This window comes from Kitasatospora phosalacinea, assembly GCF_000717185.1.
Taxonomy (GTDB): Bacteria; Actinomycetota; Actinomycetes; order Streptomycetales; family Streptomycetaceae; genus Kitasatospora; species Kitasatospora phosalacinea_A.
This window is the reverse complement of sequence record NZ_JNYE01000019.1, coordinates 58,890-79,847: the sequence shown is the minus strand read 5'-3', so window position 1 is coordinate 79,847 and position 20,958 is coordinate 58,890. Positions and strand designations below refer to the sequence as shown.

General features: G+C 74.6%; 20 protein-coding genes. 13 read left to right on the top strand and 7 right to left on the bottom strand.

What is annotated here, in order from left to right; all coding sequences use genetic code 11:
- Positions 1-62: 62 nt before the first annotated feature.
- On the bottom strand, positions 63-539 hold the full coding sequence (locus tag OO57_RS10905; protein WP_234337300.1) for an NTP pyrophosphohydrolase: 477 nt from the start codon (positions 537-539) through the stop codon (positions 63-65).
- 183 nt (positions 540-722) lie between these two features.
- On the opposite strand from OO57_RS10905, the gene OO57_RS10900 reads away from it, so the two are divergent.
- A complete protein-coding gene (locus OO57_RS10900; protein ID WP_033252142.1) occupies positions 723-1,520 on the top strand; it encodes an MHYT domain-containing protein in 798 nt (265 codons plus the stop codon).
- Between the two features lie 129 nt (positions 1,521-1,649).
- Here the strand turns inward: OO57_RS10900 and OO57_RS10895 are convergent, their stop codons facing one another.
- Positions 1,650-2,624 carry an AraC family transcriptional regulator gene (locus tag OO57_RS10895; RefSeq protein WP_033252141.1) on the bottom strand — a complete coding sequence of 325 codons (975 nt, stop codon included), beginning with the start codon at positions 2,622-2,624 and terminating at the stop codon, positions 1,650-1,652.
- A gap of 130 nt (positions 2,625-2,754) precedes the next feature.
- Here OO57_RS10895 and OO57_RS10890 point away from each other — a divergent pair, with 130 nt between their 5' ends.
- The 4 genes from OO57_RS10890 (at position 2,755) to OO57_RS47360 (ending at position 5,914) form a co-directional block, all read left to right on the top strand.
- Positions 2,755-3,621, top strand: coding sequence for an NAD(P)H-binding protein (locus OO57_RS10890; protein ID WP_033252140.1), 867 nt, complete (start codon positions 2,755-2,757; stop codon positions 3,619-3,621).
- Between the two features lie 188 nt (positions 3,622-3,809).
- Positions 3,810-4,805, top strand: coding sequence for a GlxA family transcriptional regulator (locus OO57_RS10885; protein WP_033252139.1), 996 nt, complete (start codon positions 3,810-3,812; stop codon positions 4,803-4,805).
- Between the two features lie 85 nt (positions 4,806-4,890).
- On the top strand, positions 4,891-5,535 hold the full coding sequence (locus OO57_RS10880; protein WP_033252138.1) for an isochorismatase family protein: 645 nt from the start codon (positions 4,891-4,893) through the stop codon (positions 5,533-5,535).
- A gap of 16 nt (positions 5,536-5,551) precedes the next feature.
- Positions 5,552-5,914, top strand: a complete 363-nt coding sequence (locus OO57_RS47360; RefSeq protein WP_418909878.1) for a nucleotidyltransferase domain-containing protein — start codon at positions 5,552-5,554, stop codon at positions 5,912-5,914.
- Between the two features lie 153 nt (positions 5,915-6,067).
- Here OO57_RS47360 and OO57_RS10870 read toward each other — a convergent pair whose 3' ends face one another.
- A complete protein-coding gene (locus OO57_RS10870) occupies positions 6,068-7,369 on the bottom strand; it encodes an MFS transporter (RefSeq protein ID WP_033252136.1) in 1,302 nt (433 codons plus the stop codon).
- A gap of 126 nt (positions 7,370-7,495) precedes the next feature.
- On the opposite strand from OO57_RS10870, the gene OO57_RS10865 reads away from it, so the two are divergent.
- Positions 7,496-8,179: a hypothetical protein gene (locus tag OO57_RS10865; RefSeq protein WP_418909877.1), complete on the top strand. Its 684-nt coding sequence runs from the start codon at positions 7,496-7,498 to the stop codon at positions 8,177-8,179.
- A 330-nt stretch (positions 8,180-8,509) separates the two neighbouring features.
- On the opposite strand, the gene OO57_RS10860 is transcribed toward OO57_RS10865, so the two are convergent.
- Complete coding sequence (locus OO57_RS10860) at positions 8,510-9,358, bottom strand: GntR family transcriptional regulator (RefSeq protein ID WP_033252134.1); 849 nt, start codon at positions 9,356-9,358, stop codon at positions 8,510-8,512.
- Positions 9,359-9,629: 271 nt separating this feature from the next.
- On the opposite strand from OO57_RS10860, the gene OO57_RS10855 reads away from it, so the two are divergent.
- The 5 genes from OO57_RS10855 (at position 9,630) to OO57_RS10835 (ending at position 16,133) form a co-directional block, all read left to right on the top strand.
- The gene (locus OO57_RS10855) at positions 9,630-10,910 is read left to right on the top strand and encodes an extracellular solute-binding protein (RefSeq protein ID WP_081973600.1); all 1,281 of its coding nucleotides are present in this window, start codon (positions 9,630-9,632) and stop codon (positions 10,908-10,910) included.
- A gap of 116 nt (positions 10,911-11,026) precedes the next feature.
- Positions 11,027-11,941, top strand: coding sequence for a carbohydrate ABC transporter permease (locus tag OO57_RS10850; protein WP_234337299.1), 915 nt, complete (start codon positions 11,027-11,029; stop codon positions 11,939-11,941).
- Entirely contained in the window at positions 11,938-12,834 is an 897-nt protein-coding gene (locus tag OO57_RS10845) for a carbohydrate ABC transporter permease (RefSeq protein WP_051777168.1), read from the top strand. Before OO57_RS10850 ends, OO57_RS10845 begins: the two co-directional genes overlap by 4 nt.
- A gap of 68 nt (positions 12,835-12,902) precedes the next feature.
- Positions 12,903-14,438 (top strand): beta-N-acetylhexosaminidase, encoded by a 1,536-nt coding sequence (locus OO57_RS10840; RefSeq protein WP_033252133.1) that lies wholly within the window; start codon positions 12,903-12,905, stop codon positions 14,436-14,438.
- A 231-nt stretch (positions 14,439-14,669) separates the two neighbouring features.
- A complete protein-coding gene (locus tag OO57_RS10835; protein WP_033252132.1) occupies positions 14,670-16,133 on the top strand; it encodes a cellulose binding domain-containing protein in 1,464 nt (487 codons plus the stop codon).
- 116 nt (positions 16,134-16,249) lie between these two features.
- Here the strand turns inward: OO57_RS10835 and OO57_RS39335 are convergent, their stop codons facing one another.
- From OO57_RS39335 to snpA, 3 genes are all read right to left on the bottom strand, one after another.
- Entirely contained in the window at positions 16,250-16,723 is a 474-nt protein-coding gene (locus tag OO57_RS39335; protein WP_051777164.1) for a DUF2690 domain-containing protein, read from the bottom strand.
- 111 nt (positions 16,724-16,834) lie between these two features.
- Positions 16,835-18,130, bottom strand: a complete 1,296-nt coding sequence (locus OO57_RS10825; RefSeq protein WP_081973599.1) for a Tim44 domain-containing protein — start codon at positions 18,128-18,130, stop codon at positions 16,835-16,837.
- 320 nt (positions 18,131-18,450) lie between these two features.
- Positions 18,451-19,113, bottom strand: a complete 663-nt coding sequence (gene snpA / locus OO57_RS10820) for a snapalysin (RefSeq protein ID WP_033252130.1) — start codon at positions 19,111-19,113, stop codon at positions 18,451-18,453.
- A 217-nt stretch (positions 19,114-19,330) separates the two neighbouring features.
- On the opposite strand from snpA, the gene OO57_RS10815 reads away from it, so the two are divergent.
- A complete protein-coding gene (locus tag OO57_RS10815) occupies positions 19,331-20,338 on the top strand; it encodes a LysR family transcriptional regulator (RefSeq protein ID WP_051777161.1) in 1,008 nt (335 codons plus the stop codon).
- Positions 20,339-20,393: 55 nt separating this feature from the next.
- Positions 20,394-20,924 carry a hypothetical protein gene (locus tag OO57_RS39330; RefSeq protein WP_051777158.1) on the top strand — a complete coding sequence of 177 codons (531 nt, stop codon included), beginning with the start codon at positions 20,394-20,396 and terminating at the stop codon, positions 20,922-20,924.
- Positions 20,925-20,958 lie beyond the last annotated feature (34 nt).

Genomic DNA, 20,958 nt, shown 5'->3' with positions numbered 1-20,958 from the left:
CGTGGGGCAAGGACGCTGACACCACGCCAGCCCGGCGAACCGTCAGCCCGGTGGCCGGAAGGTCACTCGGGCGGGTGGTCGGTCGGCCGGGGTGCACGCGGGTCGCGGCGGACGGTGCGCGGGCCGAGCAGCTCCGCGCCCAGTGCGGCGACCCGTTCGCGCAGCCCGCGGTCGGCCGTCGCCACCAGCACCCGGCGGCCCGGGGCGAGTGCGGACTCCGCGGCGACCAGCTCCACGATCCGGTCGTCGCCGCTGCCCGTCGCCGACACCACCCGCACCTCCGGCACCCCCGCGACGCCGCGCGCCGCCCCCTCCACCACCAGCACCACCGCCAACGGCCCCGGCGCCCCCGGCACTCCGGCCGCCGCGACCGCCACCAGCCCGTCGCGCAGGTGCTCGGCCGCGCCCCGGCGGTCCCGCCACCACCCGTCCGGAACGGAGCCGACCACGTTGGCGCCGTCCACCACCAAGAGCGGGCCGGGGAGTTGGCCGGGCGGTTCGGCGGAGGGCCCGGCGGGGGTTTCGGCGCGCTGTTCCATGGTCGGCAAGCCTGCCACAGCGGGCCGGGGCCCCCGCCGCGGGAGAACGGAGAAGCGGAAATGCGGAGGAGCGGGAAAGGCGGGGTAAAGGCCGAACACGGACCTTGGTGCAGACCAAGTCCTACTGGGCGGTATTGTCTCTGCGGCAAACTCGCACGTGAACACGTTTTCGATCGGACCCTCATGAACCACGGCACCACGGCCCACCTGGACGGCTTTCAATACGGGTGGGTGAATCCCGTGGTGGCGTACCTCATCGCCTGCGTGGGCGCCGCGATCGGACTGCGCTGCACCGCGCGGGCCATGACCCTGCGGCCGAACAAGCGCTTCGGCTGGCTGGCGCTGGCCGCGGGCGCGTTCGGCTGCGGCATCTGGTCCATGCACTTCATCGCGATGCTCGGCTTCATGGTCGACTCCTCCAGCCTGGTCTACGACATCCCGCTCACCCTGCTCAGCCTGCTGGTGGCGGTCGTCGTGGTCGGCCTCGGCATCGGCATCGTCGGCTACCGGGGCAAGAGCACCGGCACCCTGCTGGTCAGCGGCCTCCTCACCGGCTGCGGCGTGGCCGTCATGCACTACCTCGGCATGGCCGCGATGCAGGTCGAGGGCGCGGTCTCCTACGACACCCTGCTGGTCGTCGCCTCGGTGGCGATCGCCGTCGCCGCGGCCACCGCCGCCCTGTGGATGACGCTCAACGTCAAGGGCCTGTCGTCCGCGCTCGGCGCCGCGCTGATCGCGGGCGTCGCGGTGGTCGCCATGCACTACACCGCGATGGCCGCCGTCGCCGTCACCCTCGACGGCCGCCCCCTCGGCGGCGGCACGCCCGCCTCGCAGTTCATCCTGCCGCTCGCCGTCGGCATCATGGTCGTCCTCGCCGTCGCGGGCATCGCGATCGCGCTCTCCCCGCAGGACCCCGAGCCCGGCGAGGGCCAGGCGGTCGAGCCGATCCGGGTCGACCTGTTCGGCCAGGAGCGCTACTGACCACCGCGCCCGCCCGTACGCGGACGGCAGGGCCCCGGAGGACGACGCACCCGTCCCCGGGGCCCTGCCGTTGCGCCGGACGACCGGACGACCGGACGACCGGACGGGGGCGAGGACTGGGGGCCGGTGTCAGTCCTCCCGCAGCTCGCGCCAGGCGGACGGGGTGAGGCCGCGGGTGCGCTTGAAGGCCGTGCTGAAGGCGAAGGCGTCCCGGTAGCCGACCTGGCGGGCGACGGCGGCGACGGTGGCGTCGGTGTCCCGGAGCAGGTCCGCGGCGAGGACCATCCGCCAGGCGGTGAGGTGGGCGAGCGGGGGCTCGCCCACCACGCGGGTGAACTGGGCGGCGAAGGCGGTGCGGGAGCGTCCCACCCGGGCGGCGAGTTCGGCGACCGTCCAGCGGCGGGCCGGGTCGGCGTGCAGCAGCCGGACCGCCTCGCCGATCGCCGGGACACCCAACGCGGTTGGCCAGGAGGGCAGTTCGGCGTCCGGACGGGTGCCCCAGGCGCGCAGGGCGAGGACCAGGACCAGATCGAGCAGCCGGTTCAGGACGGCCTCCTGCCCGGGCACCTCCCGGGCCGTCTCGGCGGCCAGCAGCCGCAGGGCCGCCTCCGTCCCGTCCCCGGCGGGCACCACGGTCAGCGGCGGCAGCAGCCCCAGCAGGTGCGCGCCCGCGGCACCGCGGAAGCGGTAGGCGCCGTGCAGCAGCGTGGTCGCCCCGGGCAGGCCGTCCCCGTACGTGCGCGGCGCGAGGCTGCGGTCGGCGCCCGCGCCGCGGTCGAGGACCTGCTTCGTCCCGCCCCGGACCAGCACCTGCGGAGGCGTCCCCGGCCGGTCTGCCAGGACGTACGGCCCGGCACTGCCGCGGACCAGGGCGACGTCCCCGGAGGCGAGCAGCGCGGGGTCGAGCAGTGCAGGACCGAGCAGCGCGGGACCGCCGGGCGGGGGCCCGGTCAGGCGGACGGAGGCCGGGCCGTCCATCGCGGCGACGACGGTGAGCGGCGGCGGGTCCGCGAAGGCCATCGACCACGGGGGCCGCTGGACGAGTTGGTGCACCCGGGTGTGCCGGGCCCGGGCCCGGTGCAGCAGATCGCTCAGGACGTCCATGACCGCCGAGGTTAGGCCCCCGCCCGCCGCCCGTCACGGGCGGAGGGGGATCGGCCCCGCGGGACGATCGCGAAGGGAACGCGGACGGACACCCATGGGACGTCCAGGCCCGGCGGGGTTGGCTGGGGGCATGAACGAGATCCTCGTGCTCGGCGGCACCGGCACCACCGGGCGCCGCGTCGCCCGCCGCCTCACCGCCCTGGGCCACCCCGTCCGCACCGCCTCCCGCAACGTCTCCCGCGCCGGTGGCGGCGGCCACCGCCTCGACCTGGACGACCCCGCGGGCTGGGCGCCCGCGCTCGACGGGACGCGGGCCCTCTACCTCGTCGAACCCGACCTGCGACCCGGCACCGACCGGCGCGAACGCCTCCCGCTGCTGGTGGACCGCGCGGTCGCGGCAGGCGCCCGGCGGCTGGTCCTGCTCTCCGCGTACGGCGTCGACGAGGCCGACGACGGCCACCCGCTGAAGGCCGCCGAACGGGCCGTGCAGGACAGCGGCGTCGACTGGACGATCCTGCGACCGGGCTGGTTCGCCCAGAACTTCAGCGAGACCTTCTGGCGCCCGGCGGTCCTGTCCGGCCTCCTCGCCCTGCCCACCGGCGACGGGCGCACCCCGTTCGTCGACGCCGAGGACATCGCCGAGGTCGCCGCCGCGGCCCTCGCCGAGGACGGCGACCGGCACGCCGGACGCGCCTACCGGCTGACCGGCCCGCGGGCGATCGACTTCGGCGAGGCCGCCGCCCTGATCTCCGCCGCCACCGGCCGGACGGTCCGCCACCAGGACGTCACCGCCGAGGAGTTCGTCGCCGCCGCGACCGCGCACGGCGCCCCCGCCGAGGCCGCCCGGCGACTGGCCGGGCTGCTCACGGACGTCCGCGAGGGCCGCGGCGCGGAGATCGGCGACGGCGTCGAGCAGGCGCTCGGCCGCCCGCCCCGCTCCTTCGAGGACCACGTGGCCGCGGCCGCCGCGGCCGGGTGCTGGACGCCCGCCGACTGAGCGGGGCACCGACTGGGCGGGGCGCCGACTGAGCGGGGCACCGAGTGGGCGGGGCGCCCGTCGGCCGGGCGGGGTGGCGGCAGACCGGGCGGGGTGGCGGCCGGCTCCGCGGACCCGGCGGGGTGATGGCCGGATCCGACAGAACGGTGTCATTGCGGACACCCGCCGGGGCGGCCGAGGATGGGGGCATGCCCAGCAACCGCCGCGTGGTGATCGCGGTCTTCCCGGACGTCGACCTGCTCGACGTCACCGGCCCGGCCGAGGTGTTCGCCCTGGCTGGCCGGGAGAGCGGCGGCCGGGCCGGCTACCGGGTGGAACTGGCCGGACCGGCGGACGGTCTGGTCCGGACCTCCGCCGGGGTCCGGCTGGCCGTCGACCTGACGTTCGACCAGGTCGCCGGGCCCGTCGACACCCTGCTGGTGCCGGGCGCCGTCGAACCCGGACCGGACGGGAAGGGCTACCGGGCCCGGATCGACCGGGACGTGGTCGCCTGGGTGGGACGGCTCGCACCGTCCGCCCGGCGGATCGCCTCGGTCTGCGTCGGCGCCCACCTGCTGGCCGCCGCCGGGCTGCTCGACGGACGGCGCGCCACCACCCACTGGTCGACGGCGGCCCAACTCGCCGCCGACCACCCGGAGGTGACGGTCGACCCCGACCCGATCTTCGTCCGCTCCGGCGCGATCTGGACCGGCGCCGGGATCAGCACCTGCATGGACCTCGCCCTCGCCCTCGTCACCGAGGACCACGGCGAGGAGCTCGCGATGGCCGTCGCCCGACAACTGGTGGTGTACCTCAAGCGGCAGGGCGGACAGAGCCAGTTCTCCGTCCCGCTCAGCACCCCGCCCGCCTCCCGCCGGGACATCGACGACCTGCGCCTGCACATCGCCGAGCACCCGGACGCCGACCTCTCCGCGAGCGCCCTGGCCGCCCGGATGTGCCTCAGCGAACGCCACTTCGCGCGGGTGTTCCGGCAGGAGACCGGGACGACACCGGCGGCGTACGTCGAAGCCGCGAGGCTCGAAGCCGCCCGGCGCCTGCTGGAGGGCACCGACCAACCGCTCGCACGCGTGGCCGCCGCGAGCGGCCTCGGCTCCGTCGAGACCCTGCACCGCACGGTGCGCCGCCGCCTGGGCACGACACCGGCCGCGTACCGCAAGCGCTTCCGGGTGGCGGACGGCGGCTAGGACGGCCGCCGGGACGGTCGCCGGGTGGGCACCGCGGGCACCGTGGGCACCCAATCCCCGTAAAAACCAGAAGGAGATTTGTGACATGAGCATGCAAGAAACGTCCGCGACACTGCGCACCGTGATCGGGCTGGACGGCACACCGCCGCGGCTCGCCGACGCGACGGTGGTGCTGATCGACTACCAGAACACCTACCGGGAGGGCGTGATGGCACTGGAGGGCGCAGAGGAGGCGCTCGCCGCCGGTGCCAGGCTGCTCGCGGCGGCCCGGGCCGCGGGCGCGCCGGTGGTGCACGTGGTCAACGACGGCGGGCCGGGGACGCCCTACGACATCCGGGCCGAGATCGGGGCGATCAGTGCGCCGGTCGCACCCGCGGCGGGCGAGCCGGTGGTGGTGAAGACCTTCCCGGACGCGTTCCACGGCACCGAACTGGCCCGGGTGCTGGCCGGGTTCGACGCGGACGGGCCGCGGCGCGACCTGGTGCTGGCCGGATTCATGACCCACATGTGCGTGGCCTCCACCGCCCAGGGCGCCTTCCGCGAGGGCCGGCGGCCCACGGTGGTCGCCGAAGCCTGCGCGACCCGGCCGCTCCCGGGCCCGGACGGCCGGACCGTACCGGCAGCGCACCTGCACGCCGCGGCACTGGCCACCGTCGGCGACCTGTACGGGACGGTCCTGGCGGAGGTCGCCGACCTCACCTGGCCGGTGGCGGCCGCCGGGCTCAGCTGACGAGGCGGGTATCCCGGTGGCGGCGGACCGCCCGCGTCGTCAGAGCGCTCGGGCGCTGAACGGAACCGATCTACTCGAAGTGCTGGACCCGCCCGAGGGTGCAGGGGCGACAGCCCGGGTGGGCGGCGGCTGGGGCGTGGACGCCCTGATCGGGCGGACGACCCGGACCCAAGCGGATCTCGACCTGGTCGTCCGGTCGGACCGGCTCGACGCGGTACGGGGCGCGCTGGTCGGAGCCGGGTTCACGGAGGCCCTGCGGGACTGGCTCCCCGCCGCCCCGGCTCCCCACCGCCCTGGCCGCGGATCCTCGGCTCCTTGCGCGGGGGCGGGCGGCAGCAACTACCGGGCGGCGAACGGTTCCCCTGCCCGCCACCGGTGACCGGGACCATCGGGGGCGCCGGACCCTGTGCGCCGATGCGGCGACCCGGGTGCGGTGCCACCTCGGCTACGCGTCCACGCCCTGAGGGGTGCCGTTCCGGCGGTCCGGCGGTCCGGCGGTCCGGCGGCTCGACGTTCCGACGGCCCGGCGGGCTCAGCGGGTGAGGGCCAGGCGGTCCGCGCCGTAGTGGCGTTGGGCGTAGGCCGCCGCGGTGGTGGCCGCGCCGAGGGTGAGCCAGCCGAGCGGGCCCGCGGCCAGGACCGCGCCGGTGAGCAGGAGCGGGCCCGCCGCCTTCTCCGTGGAGTGGGCCATGCCGGCCACGCCGAGGTACTCGGGGCGGGCCCGCTCCGGGGCCAGGGCCACCGACAGCTCCCAGGAGACCACCGAGCGGACCAGTTCGGCCAGCGTCACCAGCACCGCCGCGACCAGGAGCAGCGCCGAGGCGGCCAGCGCCCCCGTCCAGTGGGCGAGGGCCGCCGCCGCGCAGCAGCCGAGGACCGCGAACCCGTACAGCGGCACCACCCGGACCGCCTGGCGGGCGGTGCTGACCAGGGCCGAGACCCGCAGTTGGGCCAGCACCACGACGACGGTGTTCACCGCCAGGAAGGCGGGGACCAGGGCGTGCGGGGCCCGGGTGGAGTGGATCAGCCAGAGCGGCAGGCCGACGTTGAGGATCGCGTCGTCGATGGTGAGCACCGCGTCGAGGGCGACGAAGCGCAGGTACCCGGCGTCCCGCCAGGGGCTGGGCCGGGACGGGGCACCCGCAGCGGGACGGGGCTCGGCCGCGCCGCCACCGGCCCCGCCACCGGCTTCGACCCCGGCTTCGGACTCGGCACCGGCTCCGGCCCGGGCCGGTTCGCGGAGGGAGGCCACCAGGGCGGCCGCGACCAGGAAGGAGGCCACGTCGACCACCACCAGCGCCCGGTACGCGGCCGCGGTGCCCACCGCCAGCCCCAGTGCGGCCAGACCGGCGCCCGCCGCGTACCCGGCGTTCATCGCGGTGCGGGACAGCGCCCGGTACGCGCTGCGCCGCTCGCCCGCGACCTCGGTGGCGTACAGCATCTCCATCGCCCGGGCCGCCCGGTCGCCGAGCGTCGCCAGCGCGACCAGCAGCAGCAGCGGCGTGAACGCCGAACAGGCCAGCACCGCCGTCATCGCCGCCACCCGCAGCAGGTGGCACCCGATCAGCACCCGCCGCACCCCGTACGAGGCGGCCAGCCGCCCCGCGAGCGGGGTCCCTGCGATGCCCGCCACCGAGGACACCCCCAGCAGCAGGCCGACCCGGGCGGCCGTCAGCCGGTCCAGCTCGGTGAAGTACAGCGCGCAGACCGCCGCCCAGACGCCCGTTCCGGTGCGGTCGACGAACAGCGTCCACAGCATCGTCCGCCCGTCCCGCCCGCCCGGCGGACGTCGCAACTGGGCCAGCAGCCCCTCCGTCTCCGCGCGCTCGCGCATGGTGTTCCCCGTCCGTGGTGAGGGTGGTTCGTCCGTACGGGGAGCAACTCTGCCCGAGAAGTGTCTTGATATCAAGATGCTTGATGTCGAGATGTTGTGGCCGTGGCAGCCGGGTACGCTCGGCCCATGGTCGATCACGAACGCCCGGAACGCCCGGAACATCCTGAACACCCGGGAGCCGTCGGCTCGGTGACGGCCGACGACCTCGCCGAGGGCGTCCGACTGGTCGTCGCCCTGCTGCGCGGGGCAGACGCGGCCGCCGACTGGGAACGACCCGCCGGGACGCTGGAGTGGAGTTGCTGGGAGACCGCGGAGCACCTGGCGGACGACCTGTTCTCCTACGCCGCCCAGCTCGGCCCGCAGTCGCCGCCCGCCGAGGGCTTCGTCCCGTTCGTCTACCGGCGGGAGGGGCCGGGCAAGCCCGCCAGCGTGGTCTTCGCCCAACGGGAGGCCGGGCCGCAGGGCCTGCTGCAGGTGCTGGAGGCGTGCGGGGCGCTGCTGGTGGCGATGGTGCGCACGGCCCGGCCACAGGACCGGGCCTTCCACGGCTTCGGGACGGCGGACGCCGAGGGCTGCGCCGCCATGGGACTGGTCGAACTCTTCGTCCACGCCGAGGACCTGGCGCTCGGCCTGGGCCTGGACTGGACGGCCCCCGCCGGGATCAGCGCCCGGGTCCTGGCCCGGCTCTTCCCCGGGACGCCGACCGGCACCGCCCCCTGGCCCACCCTGCTGTGGGCCACCGGCCGGGGCGAACTGCCCGGCCACGAACGACCCGCCGAGTGGCGGTGGTACAGCGCCCCGCGCGCCTGAGCACGAACCTGTGCGCCTGAGCGCGGACCTGCGCGCCTGAACACGGACCTGCCTATCTGAGCGCGGACCTGCCTGTCCGAGCGCGGACCTGCCCGTCTGAGCGCGGCCCCGTCCACCTGAGCGCGGACCTGTGCGCCTGAGCGCGGCCCCGTCCACCTGAGCGCGGACCTGTGCGCCTGAGCGCGGACCTGCCCGTCTGAGCACGGCCCCGTCCGCCTGAGCGCGGACCTGCGCGCCTGAACACGGACCTGTCCGTCTGAGCGCGCCCCCGCGCCCCGGAACGGGCCGGGCGCGTCCGGGAGGCGTCGCGCCGTCCCGGGGAGCGGAGCGTCACAGCACGGGCTGGATGTCCCCCGTGGTGACGGTGGGGCCGGTGCCGCGGGTGGTCTGGTCGCCCGGGGGGATGCCGGGGTGGTGGCGGGAGTCGCCGGGGGTGGCGGGGGAGGGGTCGGCCAGCGAGATGCGGGAGACGATGCGGTAGCGGTCGCCGCGGTAGAGCGAGTGGGTGTACTCGACCGGGCGGCCGGAGGCGTCGGTGGTGAGCCGGTCGAAGCGCAGGGCGGGGGAGAGGGCGGGGACGGCCAGCAGTCGGGCCTCGCGGTCGCTGACCACGGTGGGTTCGATCGCCTGGACGGCCTCGTGGACGTGGACGCCGCGCACGGCCAGGAGCTGGTAGAGGTCCCCGTGCTCCAGATCGGCGGGCACCAGCCCGGGCAGCAGTTCGGCGGGGACGTGCAGGTGCTCGATGGCCATCGGCTCGCCGTCGACCAGGCGCAGCAGGACGATGTGCAGGATCGGCGCGGCGGGGGACAGGCGCAGCCTGCGGCCGATCGCCGCACCGGCCGGCAGTGAGCTGAACTCCAGCGGCCGACTGGTCCAACTGCCGGAGGCCCGCGGCACGTTGAAGGACGGCGCGGCGCCGCCGGACGGGGTCAGCTCCTGGACGATCTTGGCGGGGGCGACGAACATGCCGCGCCCGTGCTCGCGCACCAGCAGCCCCGCGGCCACCAGTTCGTCCACCCCGGCGCGCAGCGTCGGGCGGGAGACGCCGAGTTGGGCGCAGAGCGCGCGCTCGGACGGGACCGGGTCGCCGGGGGTCAGCGACTCGACCAGTTCGCGCAGGTACTCCCGGACCTGGTCGCGCTTCAATCCTGCCCCGCCGGACGAATCCGTCGCCATCGTTCCATCCCTTCACTTCGAACTGGTCAGACCATACCAGACCAGTTCGCGGACCTTACCAGTTGTCGCCGCGGCTCCGGAAGGCCCGAACTGGAAACCTTCTTTGCAGGTGGGGGGCAGGATGGGGAGGGCGTGCAGGGCCTTGACGGGCCGCAGCGGCTGTGCCACCTTCTCTTACCACCGACCGGACCAGTTGAGTCTACTGGTAAATATTTGGTCTTCTTCGAACACCCCCACAGGCACCCCTAGGCACCCCGAGGCGGCACCCACCGTGAGATCCACCGCACTGACGACCACCCTGCGCTCCGCGATCGCCCTGCTGCTCGGCGCGGCCACCCTGACCGCCTGCTCCTCCGGCTCCGGCTCGGGCTCCCAGGAGTCGGCAGGGCCGGCCGAACTGACGGTCTGGATCATGAAGGACAGCGTCACCGACGGCTTCCTGAAGGACTTCGAGGCCGACTTCGAGGCCGGCCACCCCGGTCTCACCCTGAACGTGCAGATCCAGGAGTGGGACGGCATCGGCCAGAAGGTCACCAGCGCCCTGGCCAGCAAGGACGCCCCCGACGTGATCGAGGTCGGCAACACCCAGGTCGCCCAGTACGCGGCCAGCGGCGGCGTGCACGACCTCAGCGACAAGACCGCCGAGCTCAACGGCAAGGACTGGATCCCCGGCCTCGCCGAGCCCGGCAACATCGGCGGCCAGCAGTTCGGCATCCCCTGGTACGCCGCCAACCGCGTGGTCATCTACCGCAAGGACCTGTTCCAGCAGGCCGGCATCACCACCCCGCCCAAGACCCGCGAGGAGTGGATCACCGACACCCAGAAGCTCAACACCGGCGGCAACGACGGCATCTACCTGACCGGCCAGACCTGGTACGTGCTCGCGGGCTTCCTCTGGGACGAGGGCGGCGACCTCGCCGTCAAGGGCTCCGACGGCAAGTGGACCGGCACCCTGGACACCCCGCAGGCCAAGGCCGCGATCGGCTTCTACCAGCAGCTCCAGGCCCTCGGCAAGGGCCCCAAGGAGTCCGACGAGGCCAAGCCCCCGCAGGCCGAGGTGTTCGCCCAGGGCCACACCGCCCAGGTGATCTCCACCCCCGGCGGCGCCGCCGCGATCCTCAAGGCCAACCCGGACCTCAAGGACAAGCTCGGCTTCTTCCCGATCCCCGGCAAGACCGCCGACAAGCCCGGCGCGGTGTTCACCGGCGGCTCCGACCTGATCGTCCCCGAGTCCTCCCGCCACCAGCAGGCCGCCTACGAAGTGGTCAAGGCACTGGCCGGTGACAAGTGGCAGACCGCGATCGCCAAGCAGATGAGCTACGTCCCCAACCGGACCACCCTGGCCTCCGTGCTCAGCGACGACGAGGGCGCCGCCGCGATGGCCGCGGGCGCCGTCAACGGCCGCGCCACGCCCAACTCGCCCGACTGGGCCGCCGTCGAGGCCGACAACCCGATCAAGCAGTACATGACCCAGGTCCTCACCGGCGCCGACCCGTCCGCCGCGGGCAAGACCGCGAGCGCGGCCATCACCAAGGCGCTCAGCGGCAACTGACCCCCGCGCGGGCCGGGCTCCCCGGTCCGGCCCGCCGGGCCCGCCGCCCGCCGGGCCCGCCGCCCGCCCCGGTCCGCCGCCCCGCCCCGCACGTCCCCGACAGGAGTACCCCCGCCGTGCCCACCGACGCGTCACCGCCGCTCCGCACCCGGATCCGGCCCTACCTGCTCATCGCCCCGACCCTGGTGGGCGCGGCGTACCTACTGCTCTACCCCGTCGCCCGCAACCTGGTGATCTCCGTCCAGCACTTCCGGCTGGCCGAACTGATCCGCGGCGGCGCCCCGTTCGTCGGCTTCGACAACTACACCGAGCTCCTCTCGGACCCGAAGTTCTGGACGGTCACCGCCCGCACCCTCGGCTGGACCGCCCTCAACACCCTGCTGATCACCGGCCTCGGCACCCTGGTCGCGCTGATGCTGGTCCGGCTCGGCAGGCGGATGAGGCTGGCCGTGATGAGCGCCCTGGTGCTGGTCTGGGCGACCCCGGTGATCGCCGCCACCACGGTGTTCCAGTGGCTGTTCCAGTCCCGCTTCGGGGTGGTCAACTGGGCTCTTGACCAGTTGGGACTGCACGGCTACCACGACTACGCCTGGTTCGCCCACTCCGGCGCCACCTTCAGCGTCCTGGTGCTGCTGGTGGTCTGGCAGTCCGTCCCCTTCGCCGCCCTCACCCTCTACGGCGGGCTCACCACCATCCCGGGCGAGCTCTACGAATCCGCCCGGATCGACGGCGCGAGCGCCTGGCAGACCTTCCGCCTGGTCACCGTCCCCGTGCTGCGCCCGCTGTTCGCCCTGGTCACCTCGCTCGAAGTGATCTGGACCTTCAAGTGCTTCGCCCAGATCTGGGTGGTCAGCCAGGGCGGCCCCAACGGCGCCACCACCACCCTGCCCGTCTACGCCTTCCAGATCGCCCAGAACCTGCACAAGTACGACCTCGGCTCCGCGGCCTCCACGCTCACCGTGCTGATCCTGCTCGCCGCGCTCGTCACCACCCTCCGGCGGATGCACCGCCAGGAAGGAGCCGAGGCATGAGCCTCCCCGCCTCCCGCAGCCTCCCCGCCTCCCGCCGCCTCCCCGCCCCCCGCAGCCTCCTCACCCCCCGCCGACTGCGCCGCCTCCCGCTCAACCTCGCCGCCCTCGCCGTCCTGGTCACCGCCGCGTTCCCCGTGTACTGGATGGTGGTCACCGCCTTCAAGCCCACCGCCGAGATCCAGTCCGCCACCCCCGCCTTCCTCCCCCTGCACCCCACCCTCGAACACTTCTCCACCGCGATCCACGCCCCCGGCTTCGGCGGCTACTGGCGCAACAGCCTGCTGGTCACCCTCGGCGCCGTCCTGCTCTCCCTGGTCGTCGCCCTGCTCGCCGCGTACGCCGTCGGCCGGCTGCGCTGGCGCGGCCGCCGGGCCTTCCTGCTGCTGGTCTTCACCGCCCAGATGGCGCCCTGGGAAGCCCTGCTCATCCCGATGTACGTCATCGCCCGCGACACCGACATGCTCGACAGCCTCAGCATGCTCACCCTGGTCTACTTCATGACCACCCTCCCCTTCACCATCGTCACCCTGCGCGGCTTCCTCGCCGCCGTCCCCGCCGAACTGGAGGAAGCCGCCCAGGTCGACGGCTGCACCCGGGCCGGCGCCTTCCGCCGCATCACCCTCCCGCTGCTCGCCCCCGGCCTGCTCGCCACCTCGCTGTTCGGCTTCATCACGGCCTGGAACGAGTTCGCCTTCGCCAACACGCTGATCATCAAGAACCAGGACGCCCGCACCCTCCCCGTCTGGCTCTCCTCCTTCGCGAACGTCTTCGGCACCGACTGGGGCGCCACCATGGCCGCGGCCAGCCTCTTCATGCTCCCCGTGCTGCTGGTCTTCCTGTTCCTGCAGAACAAGGTCACCACCGGCATGACCGCCGGAGCGGTCAAGGGCTGACCCCGCCGCCCCGGACGGGGCCCGGCCCGACCCCACCCACCTCCCTACCCCCGGAAGAAGACCACCCCGTGATCCTGCCGACCCCGGTCGATCTCGTTCCCGCTGCCGGACGGTTCACCCTGACCGAACGGACCACCGTGCGCGCCGACGGCGAGGCCGCCGCCGTCGCCGACCTGCTGCGCACCCTGCTGCGCCCCGCGACCGGGCTGCCGCTGGCGGCCGGGCCGGAGGGCACCGTGGCGCTGACCCTGGACCCCGCCGCCGGCGCGGAACTGGGCGAGGAGGGCTACCGGCTGACGGTGGACCCGTTCCAGGTCACCCTGCACGCGGCCCGGCCCGCCGGACTGCGGCACGCGGTGCAGACGCTGCGCCAGCTGCTGCCGCCGGAGGCGCTCTCGGCGGCCCCGGTGCCCGGCGTCGAGTGGAGCCTGCCCGCGGTGCGGATCACCGACCGGCCGCGGCACTCCTGGCGCGGATTCATGATCGACACCGCCCGGCACTTCCAGCCGCTGGACCGCCTGCTGGCCGCCGTCGACCGGATCGCCCTGCACAAGCTCAACGTCCTGCACCTGCACCTGACCGACGACCAGGGCTGGCGGCTGCCCGTCGACGCCTACCCCCGGCTCACCGAGATCGGCGCCCGCCGCGAGCGCAGCATGACCGGCCACGCCGGCTCCACCGCGTACGACGCGCTGCCGCACCAGGGCGCCTACACCAAGGCCGAACTGCGCCACCTGGTCGGGTACGCCGCCGAGCGGGGCGTCACCGTCGTCCCCGAGATCGACATGCCCGGCCACACCCGGGCCGCCCTGGCCGCCTACCCGCACCTGGGCAACCACCCCGAGCGGCAGCTCGACGTGTGGACCGACTGGGGCGTGTGCGAGACCGTGCTCGGCGTGCACGAGGAGGCGCTGGCGTTCTGCCGCGCCGTGCTGGACGAGACGACGGAGCTGTTCCCCTCCCGCTACGTCCACCTCGGCGGGGACGAGTGCCCCACCGTCGAGTGGGAGAACAGCCCCGCCGCCCGCCGCCGGGCCGCCGAACTCGGCCTCGCCGCGCCCGCCCAGCTGCGCGGCTGGTTCCTCGGCGAAGTCGGCCGCCACCTGCTGGCGGCCGGCCGCGTCCCGGTCTGCTGGGCCGAGACCGACGGCGCCACGCTGCCCGTCGAGTTCACCGTGATGCCCTGGCGGGACGCCGAGCACGGCCGGGAGGCCGCCCGGCGCGGCCACGACGTGGTGATGGCCCCGCACCGCGCCACCTACCTCGACTACCCGCAGAGCGGACGCCCCGACGAGCCGCTCGGCCAGGCCGAGTACGTCGTCGACCTGGCCACCGCCCACGCCCACCAGGCCGCCCCCGCGCACTGGGAGGACGCCGAGCGGGCCCGGGTGCTCGGCACCCAGGCCCAGCTGTGGAGCGAGTTCGTCACCACCGCCGAGCACTTCGACTACCTCGCCTACCCGCGGCTGTGCGCCATCGCCGACCGGGCCTGGAACCCCGACAGCGACTACGTCCGGGACTTCCTGCCCGCCCTCGCCGCGCACCGCCCCCGCCTCGCCGCCCTCGGCGTCCACCACGCCGAACGCGAACTCCTCGCCACCTGAGCGGCCCGTACCGCCCGAGCGGCCCGTACCGCCCGTACCGCCCGAGCGACCTGAGCGGCCCGCACCGCCCGAGCCGCCCGAGCGGCACCCACAGACCCGGTCGCCGACCCACCGTCAGCGACCGCCCGCAGCACGCGGACCACCTCCGCCGCCGCACCCCGCACGTGCACCGCCGGAACGTCCTGCCGCCCCGCCGCACCGCGGGGCACTCCCCCCACGGAAGGAACCACCGTGTCCGCACGCCCCCGCACGACCAGCCGCCGCGCCCGGCTCGCCGCGGCCGCCGCGATCGCCGCGGCCGGCCTGGCCGCCACCGCGCTGACCGTCGCCCCGGCGTCCGCCGCCGACGCGTTCAGCGTCCAGTACCGCACCAGCGCCTCCGGCGCGACCGCCGACCAGACCGAGCCCTGGCTGCAGGTCACCAACACCGGCAGCACCACCGTCGCGCTCAACCGGATCACCCTGCGCTACTACTTCAAGTCCGACGGCCCGTCCGTCAGCTACCGCTTCGCCTGCTCCTGGGCGGTGAAGGGCTGCGGCAACATCACCGGCACCTTCGGCACCCTGGCCAACCCCACCGCCACCGCCGACCGCTACCTGGAGATCGGCTTCACCGCCGGAGCGGGCTCGCTCGCCCCCGGGCAGTCCACCGGCGACATGCAGCTGCGCTTCTACCGCTCCGACTGGCAGACCCTCACCCAGTCCGACGACTACTCCTTCAGCGGCACCCAGACCGGCTACGCCAACTGGCAGAAGGTCACCCTCCAGGAGGACGGCGCCCTGATCTGGGGCACCGCCCCCACCGGCAACAACCCGTCCCCGTCGCCGAGTTCGTCCGCCTCGCCGTCGCCGTCCGGCTCGACCTCCACCCCGCCGGTCGACCCGAACGCGCCCGTCCTGTTCGACGACTTCTCCTACAACACCAGCGCGGACGCCGCCGTCCAGCAGCACGGCTGGACCGTCAAGTCCGGCCAGGGCGGCCCCGGCGTCTCCGGCGCCACCTGGTCCCCGGCCGACGTCACCTTCCCCACCGTCGGCGGCAGCAAGGTGCTCAACCTGCGCCTGACCACCGACGGCACGGCCTCCGGCACCAAGGAGACCGAGATCCAGACCACCGCGCGGAAGTTCAAGAACGGCACCTACGCGGCCCGGGTCAAGTTCGCCGACGCCCCCAACAGCGGCCCCGACGGCGACCACATCAACCAGACCTTCTTCGCCTTCACCCCGCTCAACGCCCCGATGGACCCGAACTACAGCGAGCAGGACTTCGAGTACCTGCCCAACGGCGGCTGGGGCGAGCAGAGCAACATCATGTACGAGACCACCTGGGAGACCTACAACCCGGACCCGTGGAACGCCGTCAACACCCACGGCGAGCAGCGCCAGTCCTTCGACGGCTGGCACCTGCTGCAGTTCACCATCGACAACAGCAACGTCACCTACTACATCGACGGCCAGGTCGTCGCCACCCACGGCGAGCCCTACCTGCCCGAGACCCCGCAGTTCATCGACTTCAACCACTGGCTGATCGACCTGGCGGGCCAGTACTCCACGACGCCGCGCTCGTACGACCAGCAGGTCGACTACGTGTACTTCGTCAAGGACCAGGTGCTCAGCCCCGCCCAGGTCGCCACCAACGTCGCCGCGCTGCGCACGGCCGGCACCGCGTTCAAGGACACCGTCCCCGCCAACTGACCCCCTCCCGCACCAGGTGCCCCGTCCCCCCCGCCAGGCCGCTCGGCGGGGGAGGCGGGGCACCGTCGCGGGCCTGTCGGGCCCGTCGGGGCCGCCGGACCCAGCAGCTCCTACGGTCAGTGGTAGGAGGTGCAGGTCAGCGCGTCGCTGTTCTGCGGGCCCAGGCAGGCCTGCGCGGCGACGGTGCCGTCCACCATCGGCGTCCAGACGTACTTCTTCGCGTCGTCGGTGTCGCGCACGTACTTGCGGCCGTTGCGGCTGGTCACCAGCACGGCGCCGCCGTCCGGCGCGTCCACGCTGCGGGCCCAGTTCGCCTTGCAGGCGGCGCTGTAGAAGAGCTGGACCTTCGCGCCGGACGCCCCGCCCAGCGTCCGGCTCTCGACCAGCTTGCCGTCGTCGTCGCAGTGCGAGGCCACCGGGTCCCTCCCGTTGCAGGCCGAGGCCGTGCAGCCGGGCGCCCGCCCCGCGCGGTCGGTGCGGTCGGCGGCGGACGCGGTCGGGGCGGCGGCCAGGGAGGCGAGGGCGAGGAGCAGGGCGGCTCCGGCAGCGGTGGCAGCGGTGGCGGCGGTGGTGGTGCGGACAGGTCGCATGGGCACTCCGATCAGTGGTGTGAGGACGAACTACCCCCGCCGCTCGGAGCCGCTAACGCCCGCAGGGAGAATTGCCCCGTTCGTGCCACCACGGGCCCCCGGAGTTGACGCCTACTCCACGTGGGCGGCGACCACGGACCACGCGTCGGTCGACGCGTCGTCCATCCGGAGGTCGAACACCAGGGTGATCGGCCTGCGGCCGTGCGCGTCGCCGCGCAGCACCTGCTCGCTGCGCCGGTCGACCTCGTAGTAGACGCCCTCCGCTTCGGCCGCGACCCGGAAGACCACCGGTTCGCGCGAGGCCAGCGAGCGCACCGTGACCGACCTGACGACGGCGTCGCGCATGACGGTCCGGTCGGCCGTGCGCACGGCCGTGAAGTCCAGGCTGCCGTCGTTCATGACCCACTCCTCGAGGAACCGCTCGACGGCGACCTCCAGGACCGCCCGGTCGAACCGGCCGTCGAGCACGCTCAGGTCGCCGGCGGCGGCGTCGGCGTCCGTGCTCCACGAGACGTTGGTGAGCGACAGGAGGTCGCCCGCGCCCCTGACCGCGGTCTTCCCGGCCACCTCCAGCACCGCCTCGCGGGCGACCTCCTTCTGGTCCCAGCCGTCGGTCTCGATGGCGTCGGTCAGGTGGTGCGCGCCCTCGGCCGCCTGCTCCACCGAGGACACGATCCACTCCCCGGCCCGGTTCTTGCGCAGCGTCCAGTACTCGACCGGGCGGGTCGAGCCGTCCTTGCGCGCGGCGTCCGCGCCGTAGCTGCTGCGCACGTAGTCGTTGAGCGTCGCGGTGATCCGGAAGGTCACGGTGTCGTTCACCTCGCCCGCGCGGTTCGCCACGTCGACCAGCTCGACCACCGGGCCGGAGAGGATCTCCACGACGTTGACCTCGCCGCGCGACGCGTAGTCGTTCAGCTCGTCGGCCCACTTGCCGTACAGGACGGGGGACAGGATCTCCTGCAGCACGGCCTGGTCGTTCCGGGACCAGGCGCGCTGGGCGGTCTCGTACAGCCAGACGGCCCGGCTCTCCAGCGCGGCGCGGTCGAAGGTCGCGTCGGTGTCGGCGATGGCGTCGACCCGGGCCCCGACCTGGACGGCCCGCTCGCGGGCCTGCGCGTCCGCGCGGTGCGCCGTGCGGTCCGAGACCGTGTTCAGACCGGCCGTCTGCTTCGCCTTCCGGTGCCGGCGCATGAGCCACAGGACCAGCAGGACGACGGCCACGATCACCAGCAGGGTGATCAACCCGCCGCCGCCACCGCCGCCGCCACCGAAGAAGTAGACGCCGCCGGACGACCGGTGCGAGCCACCGCCGTGGCTGCCCCCGCTGCCCCCGAACCCGTGGCTGCCGCCACCGCCGCGGGCGTGCGCGACCGCCGGGGTGCTCAGCGCGACGACTCCAGCAACCACAGTTATCAACCGACGGGCGCGCACCGGGCTCCCCCTCCAAGAATCAGAGCTGTTCCGTCCGAGCCTACAAGCCGGGCCGCCGGGGAGGACCCGGGGCCGGTGCGAGGCCCTACGCGGCCTCGGACGACGTGACCGGCCGGAACGGTTCCCGCCACCCGCCCCCACCGGCCCCCGTCGGCCCCGCAGCGCTCCTCCCGGACGCGGGTCGGCCCCCGGCTCCGCGGGTCGCGGAGCCGGGGGCCGGTGGTCGGAGCGGCCGGTGGTCGGAGCGGCCGGGGTCGGAGCGGCCGGGGTCGGAGGAGGGCCGGGCCGGGGCGGGGTCAGCCCGCGGCGGCGAGGCCGTACAGCCAGAGGCTGTTGACCCGGCTCCGCTCGGTGGAGTTCGGGTACGGGTTGGTGCAGGAGGTGCCGGGCCCGCCGCCGGACATCAGCTCGCTGCACGGGCCGGTGTAGTGGTCGGGCAGGCCGAGCACGTGGCCGGTCTCGTGGGCGACCACGCGCAGCGAGCTGTACTGCCGGTTCTGCGCGTAGTCGAGGAAGATGTAGCCGCGGCCGTGGCCGTCGGTGGAGGCGTAGGAGCCGCGGGAGTCGCTGCCCTCGTAGTAGCGGAAGTCGGCGCTGGTGCCGGAGCGCAGCTGCACGTTGGTGACCGAGGAGTTCCAGATCTGCGCGCTCTGCGAGATCACGGTGCGGAAGGTCGGGGCCTGGCTGGCGTCGTAGGTGACGGTGACGGCCAGCAGGTAGGGGTTGGCGGCCTGCTTGGCGCGGGCCGACTTCATCACGGCCTCGTAGAACGCCTTGTTGCCGGCCGCCTCGGCGGAGTTGGCGGCGACGCCCGCGGACGGGGTGTAGCCCTGGGCGGCGGCTGCGGGGGCCGGGGCGGCCGCGGGGGCCGGGGCGGCCGCGGCGGCGGGCACGGCGGCGGTCCCGGCCGCGAGGACCAGTCCGAGGGCGGCGGCGAGCACGGTCATGGAGCGGTTCATGTGGGGACTCCATTCGCGGGTCCCGGCGCCGTGGGGAGGACGTCCGGGACGCGGTGACGAGTTGTTGCACCGAGCTTGGGGCAGGCCGGGCGGGTCGCGGAGATGGCAACCGGCGATAGCCCGGGGCAATGCCCTTGCCCGGCAGGCGGTTTGACGGTTCGCGGGCATCTCTTGACATGCTCTTGGCATACGTGGGGCGCCTGGCTATGCTCCCGTGATGGAGCTCGACGTCCGACACCTGCGGGTGCTGTGCGCGATCGCCGACACCGGCAGCGTCCGGAAGGCCGCCCGTCGACTCGGCATGACCCAGCCGTCGCTGACCACCCAACTCCACCGCATCGAACGCACCGTCGGCGGACGGCTGTTCACCCGCGAACGGACCGGCAGCCGCCCCACCGCCCTCGGGCACTCGGTGCTCTCCCGCGCCCGACCCGTGATCACCGAGATGGACGCCCTCGTCGCCGCCGCCCGCGCCGAAGCCACCGGACCGGGCCGCCGCCGACTGCGGATCGGCAGCGTCGGCAGCCGCGCCGTCCCCGCCTGGCTGCGCCGCATCCACGACCGGCTCCCGGAGACCGACACCACCATCCACATCGACATCTCGGCGATCGCCCTGCTCCACCTGGTCGCCGCCGAACAGCTCGACACCGCCTTCGTCCACGAGAGCGAGGGCTTCCCGCTGCACGTCCCCGCCGGCACCGAGCAGCGGGTGCTGCTCGCCCGCGAACCCCAGTTCGTCGCCCTCGCCGAGACCCACCCCGCCGCCGGACGGCCGGTCGTCCGCCTCGCCGACCTCGCCCGCGACACCTGGATGGTCGACCCGACCGCCGACCACGAGTACGCCGCCCTGCGCCGCGTCTTCGCCGAGGCCGGACTCGACCCGCGCGTCATCCAGGTCCGGGACAACGCCACCGCCGCCGAACTCGTCGCCTCCGGCGAAGCCGTCCGCCCCTGCCAGCCCACCTCGCCGCCCGGCCCCGGCACCGTCCTGCGCCCCGTCCACGGCGACCCGCTCGCCGTCCGACTGCTGCTCACCTGGCGCCCCGACACCGTCCGCGGCCCGGCCCTCGACGGCCTCTGGGACGACCTCCGCCACGCCTACCTCGGCCTGGCCGGCGGCAACCCCGTCTACCGGGACTGGCTGCGCCGCCACAACCGCTCCCTGCACACCCTCCTCGCGCCGACGGGGCCACTGGCAGCGCCGTCGGCGGGGCCGCCGACCTGACGCCCGTCCGGCCCGCACGGGATTCACCCGGCCGGACCGGGGAAGGACGGAGCCCATGGGAGAGGTGCCGGGTGCGCGCGAGGAGCCGGAACGGTCCGGGCACGCCCGGCGGGCGCAGCCCGGTGAGCCGCCGGAGGAACCGACCCCGGGCGCCGACCAGGGGCACGAGCCGCCGCCGCGCCGCCGCGCGGCCGCGCCCCGCGCAGAACGCCCCGCCGAGGCCGGTGCCGCCCGAGCCCGCCCGGACGACGGCAGCCCGGACGACGGCGGCCCGAACGCGCCCCACCGCGGGCGGGCACCCGCCGCGACCCCGCGCGAACCGGAGCAGCCCCGGCGGCCGGAACCGGTCCGGACGGCGGAGACCGTCACGCCCGGCTACGTGCTCTGCTACGAGTGCGACGGCCTCGGCGCCTGCGACAGCTGCGACGGGCGCGGCTGGTTGCCGGGCGAGCCTCCCGGACGCCGACGCTGCCGCGTCTGCTTCGCGCGACGCGTCTGCCCCGTCTGCCGGGGCGGCGGCGAGCTGGCCGTCTCCGACCTGTCGACCTACCAACTGGGCTACTACCCCGGGCTGCGACCGCACTGAGACCGGGCCCACCGGACGGGGGCGGCCGCAGCCC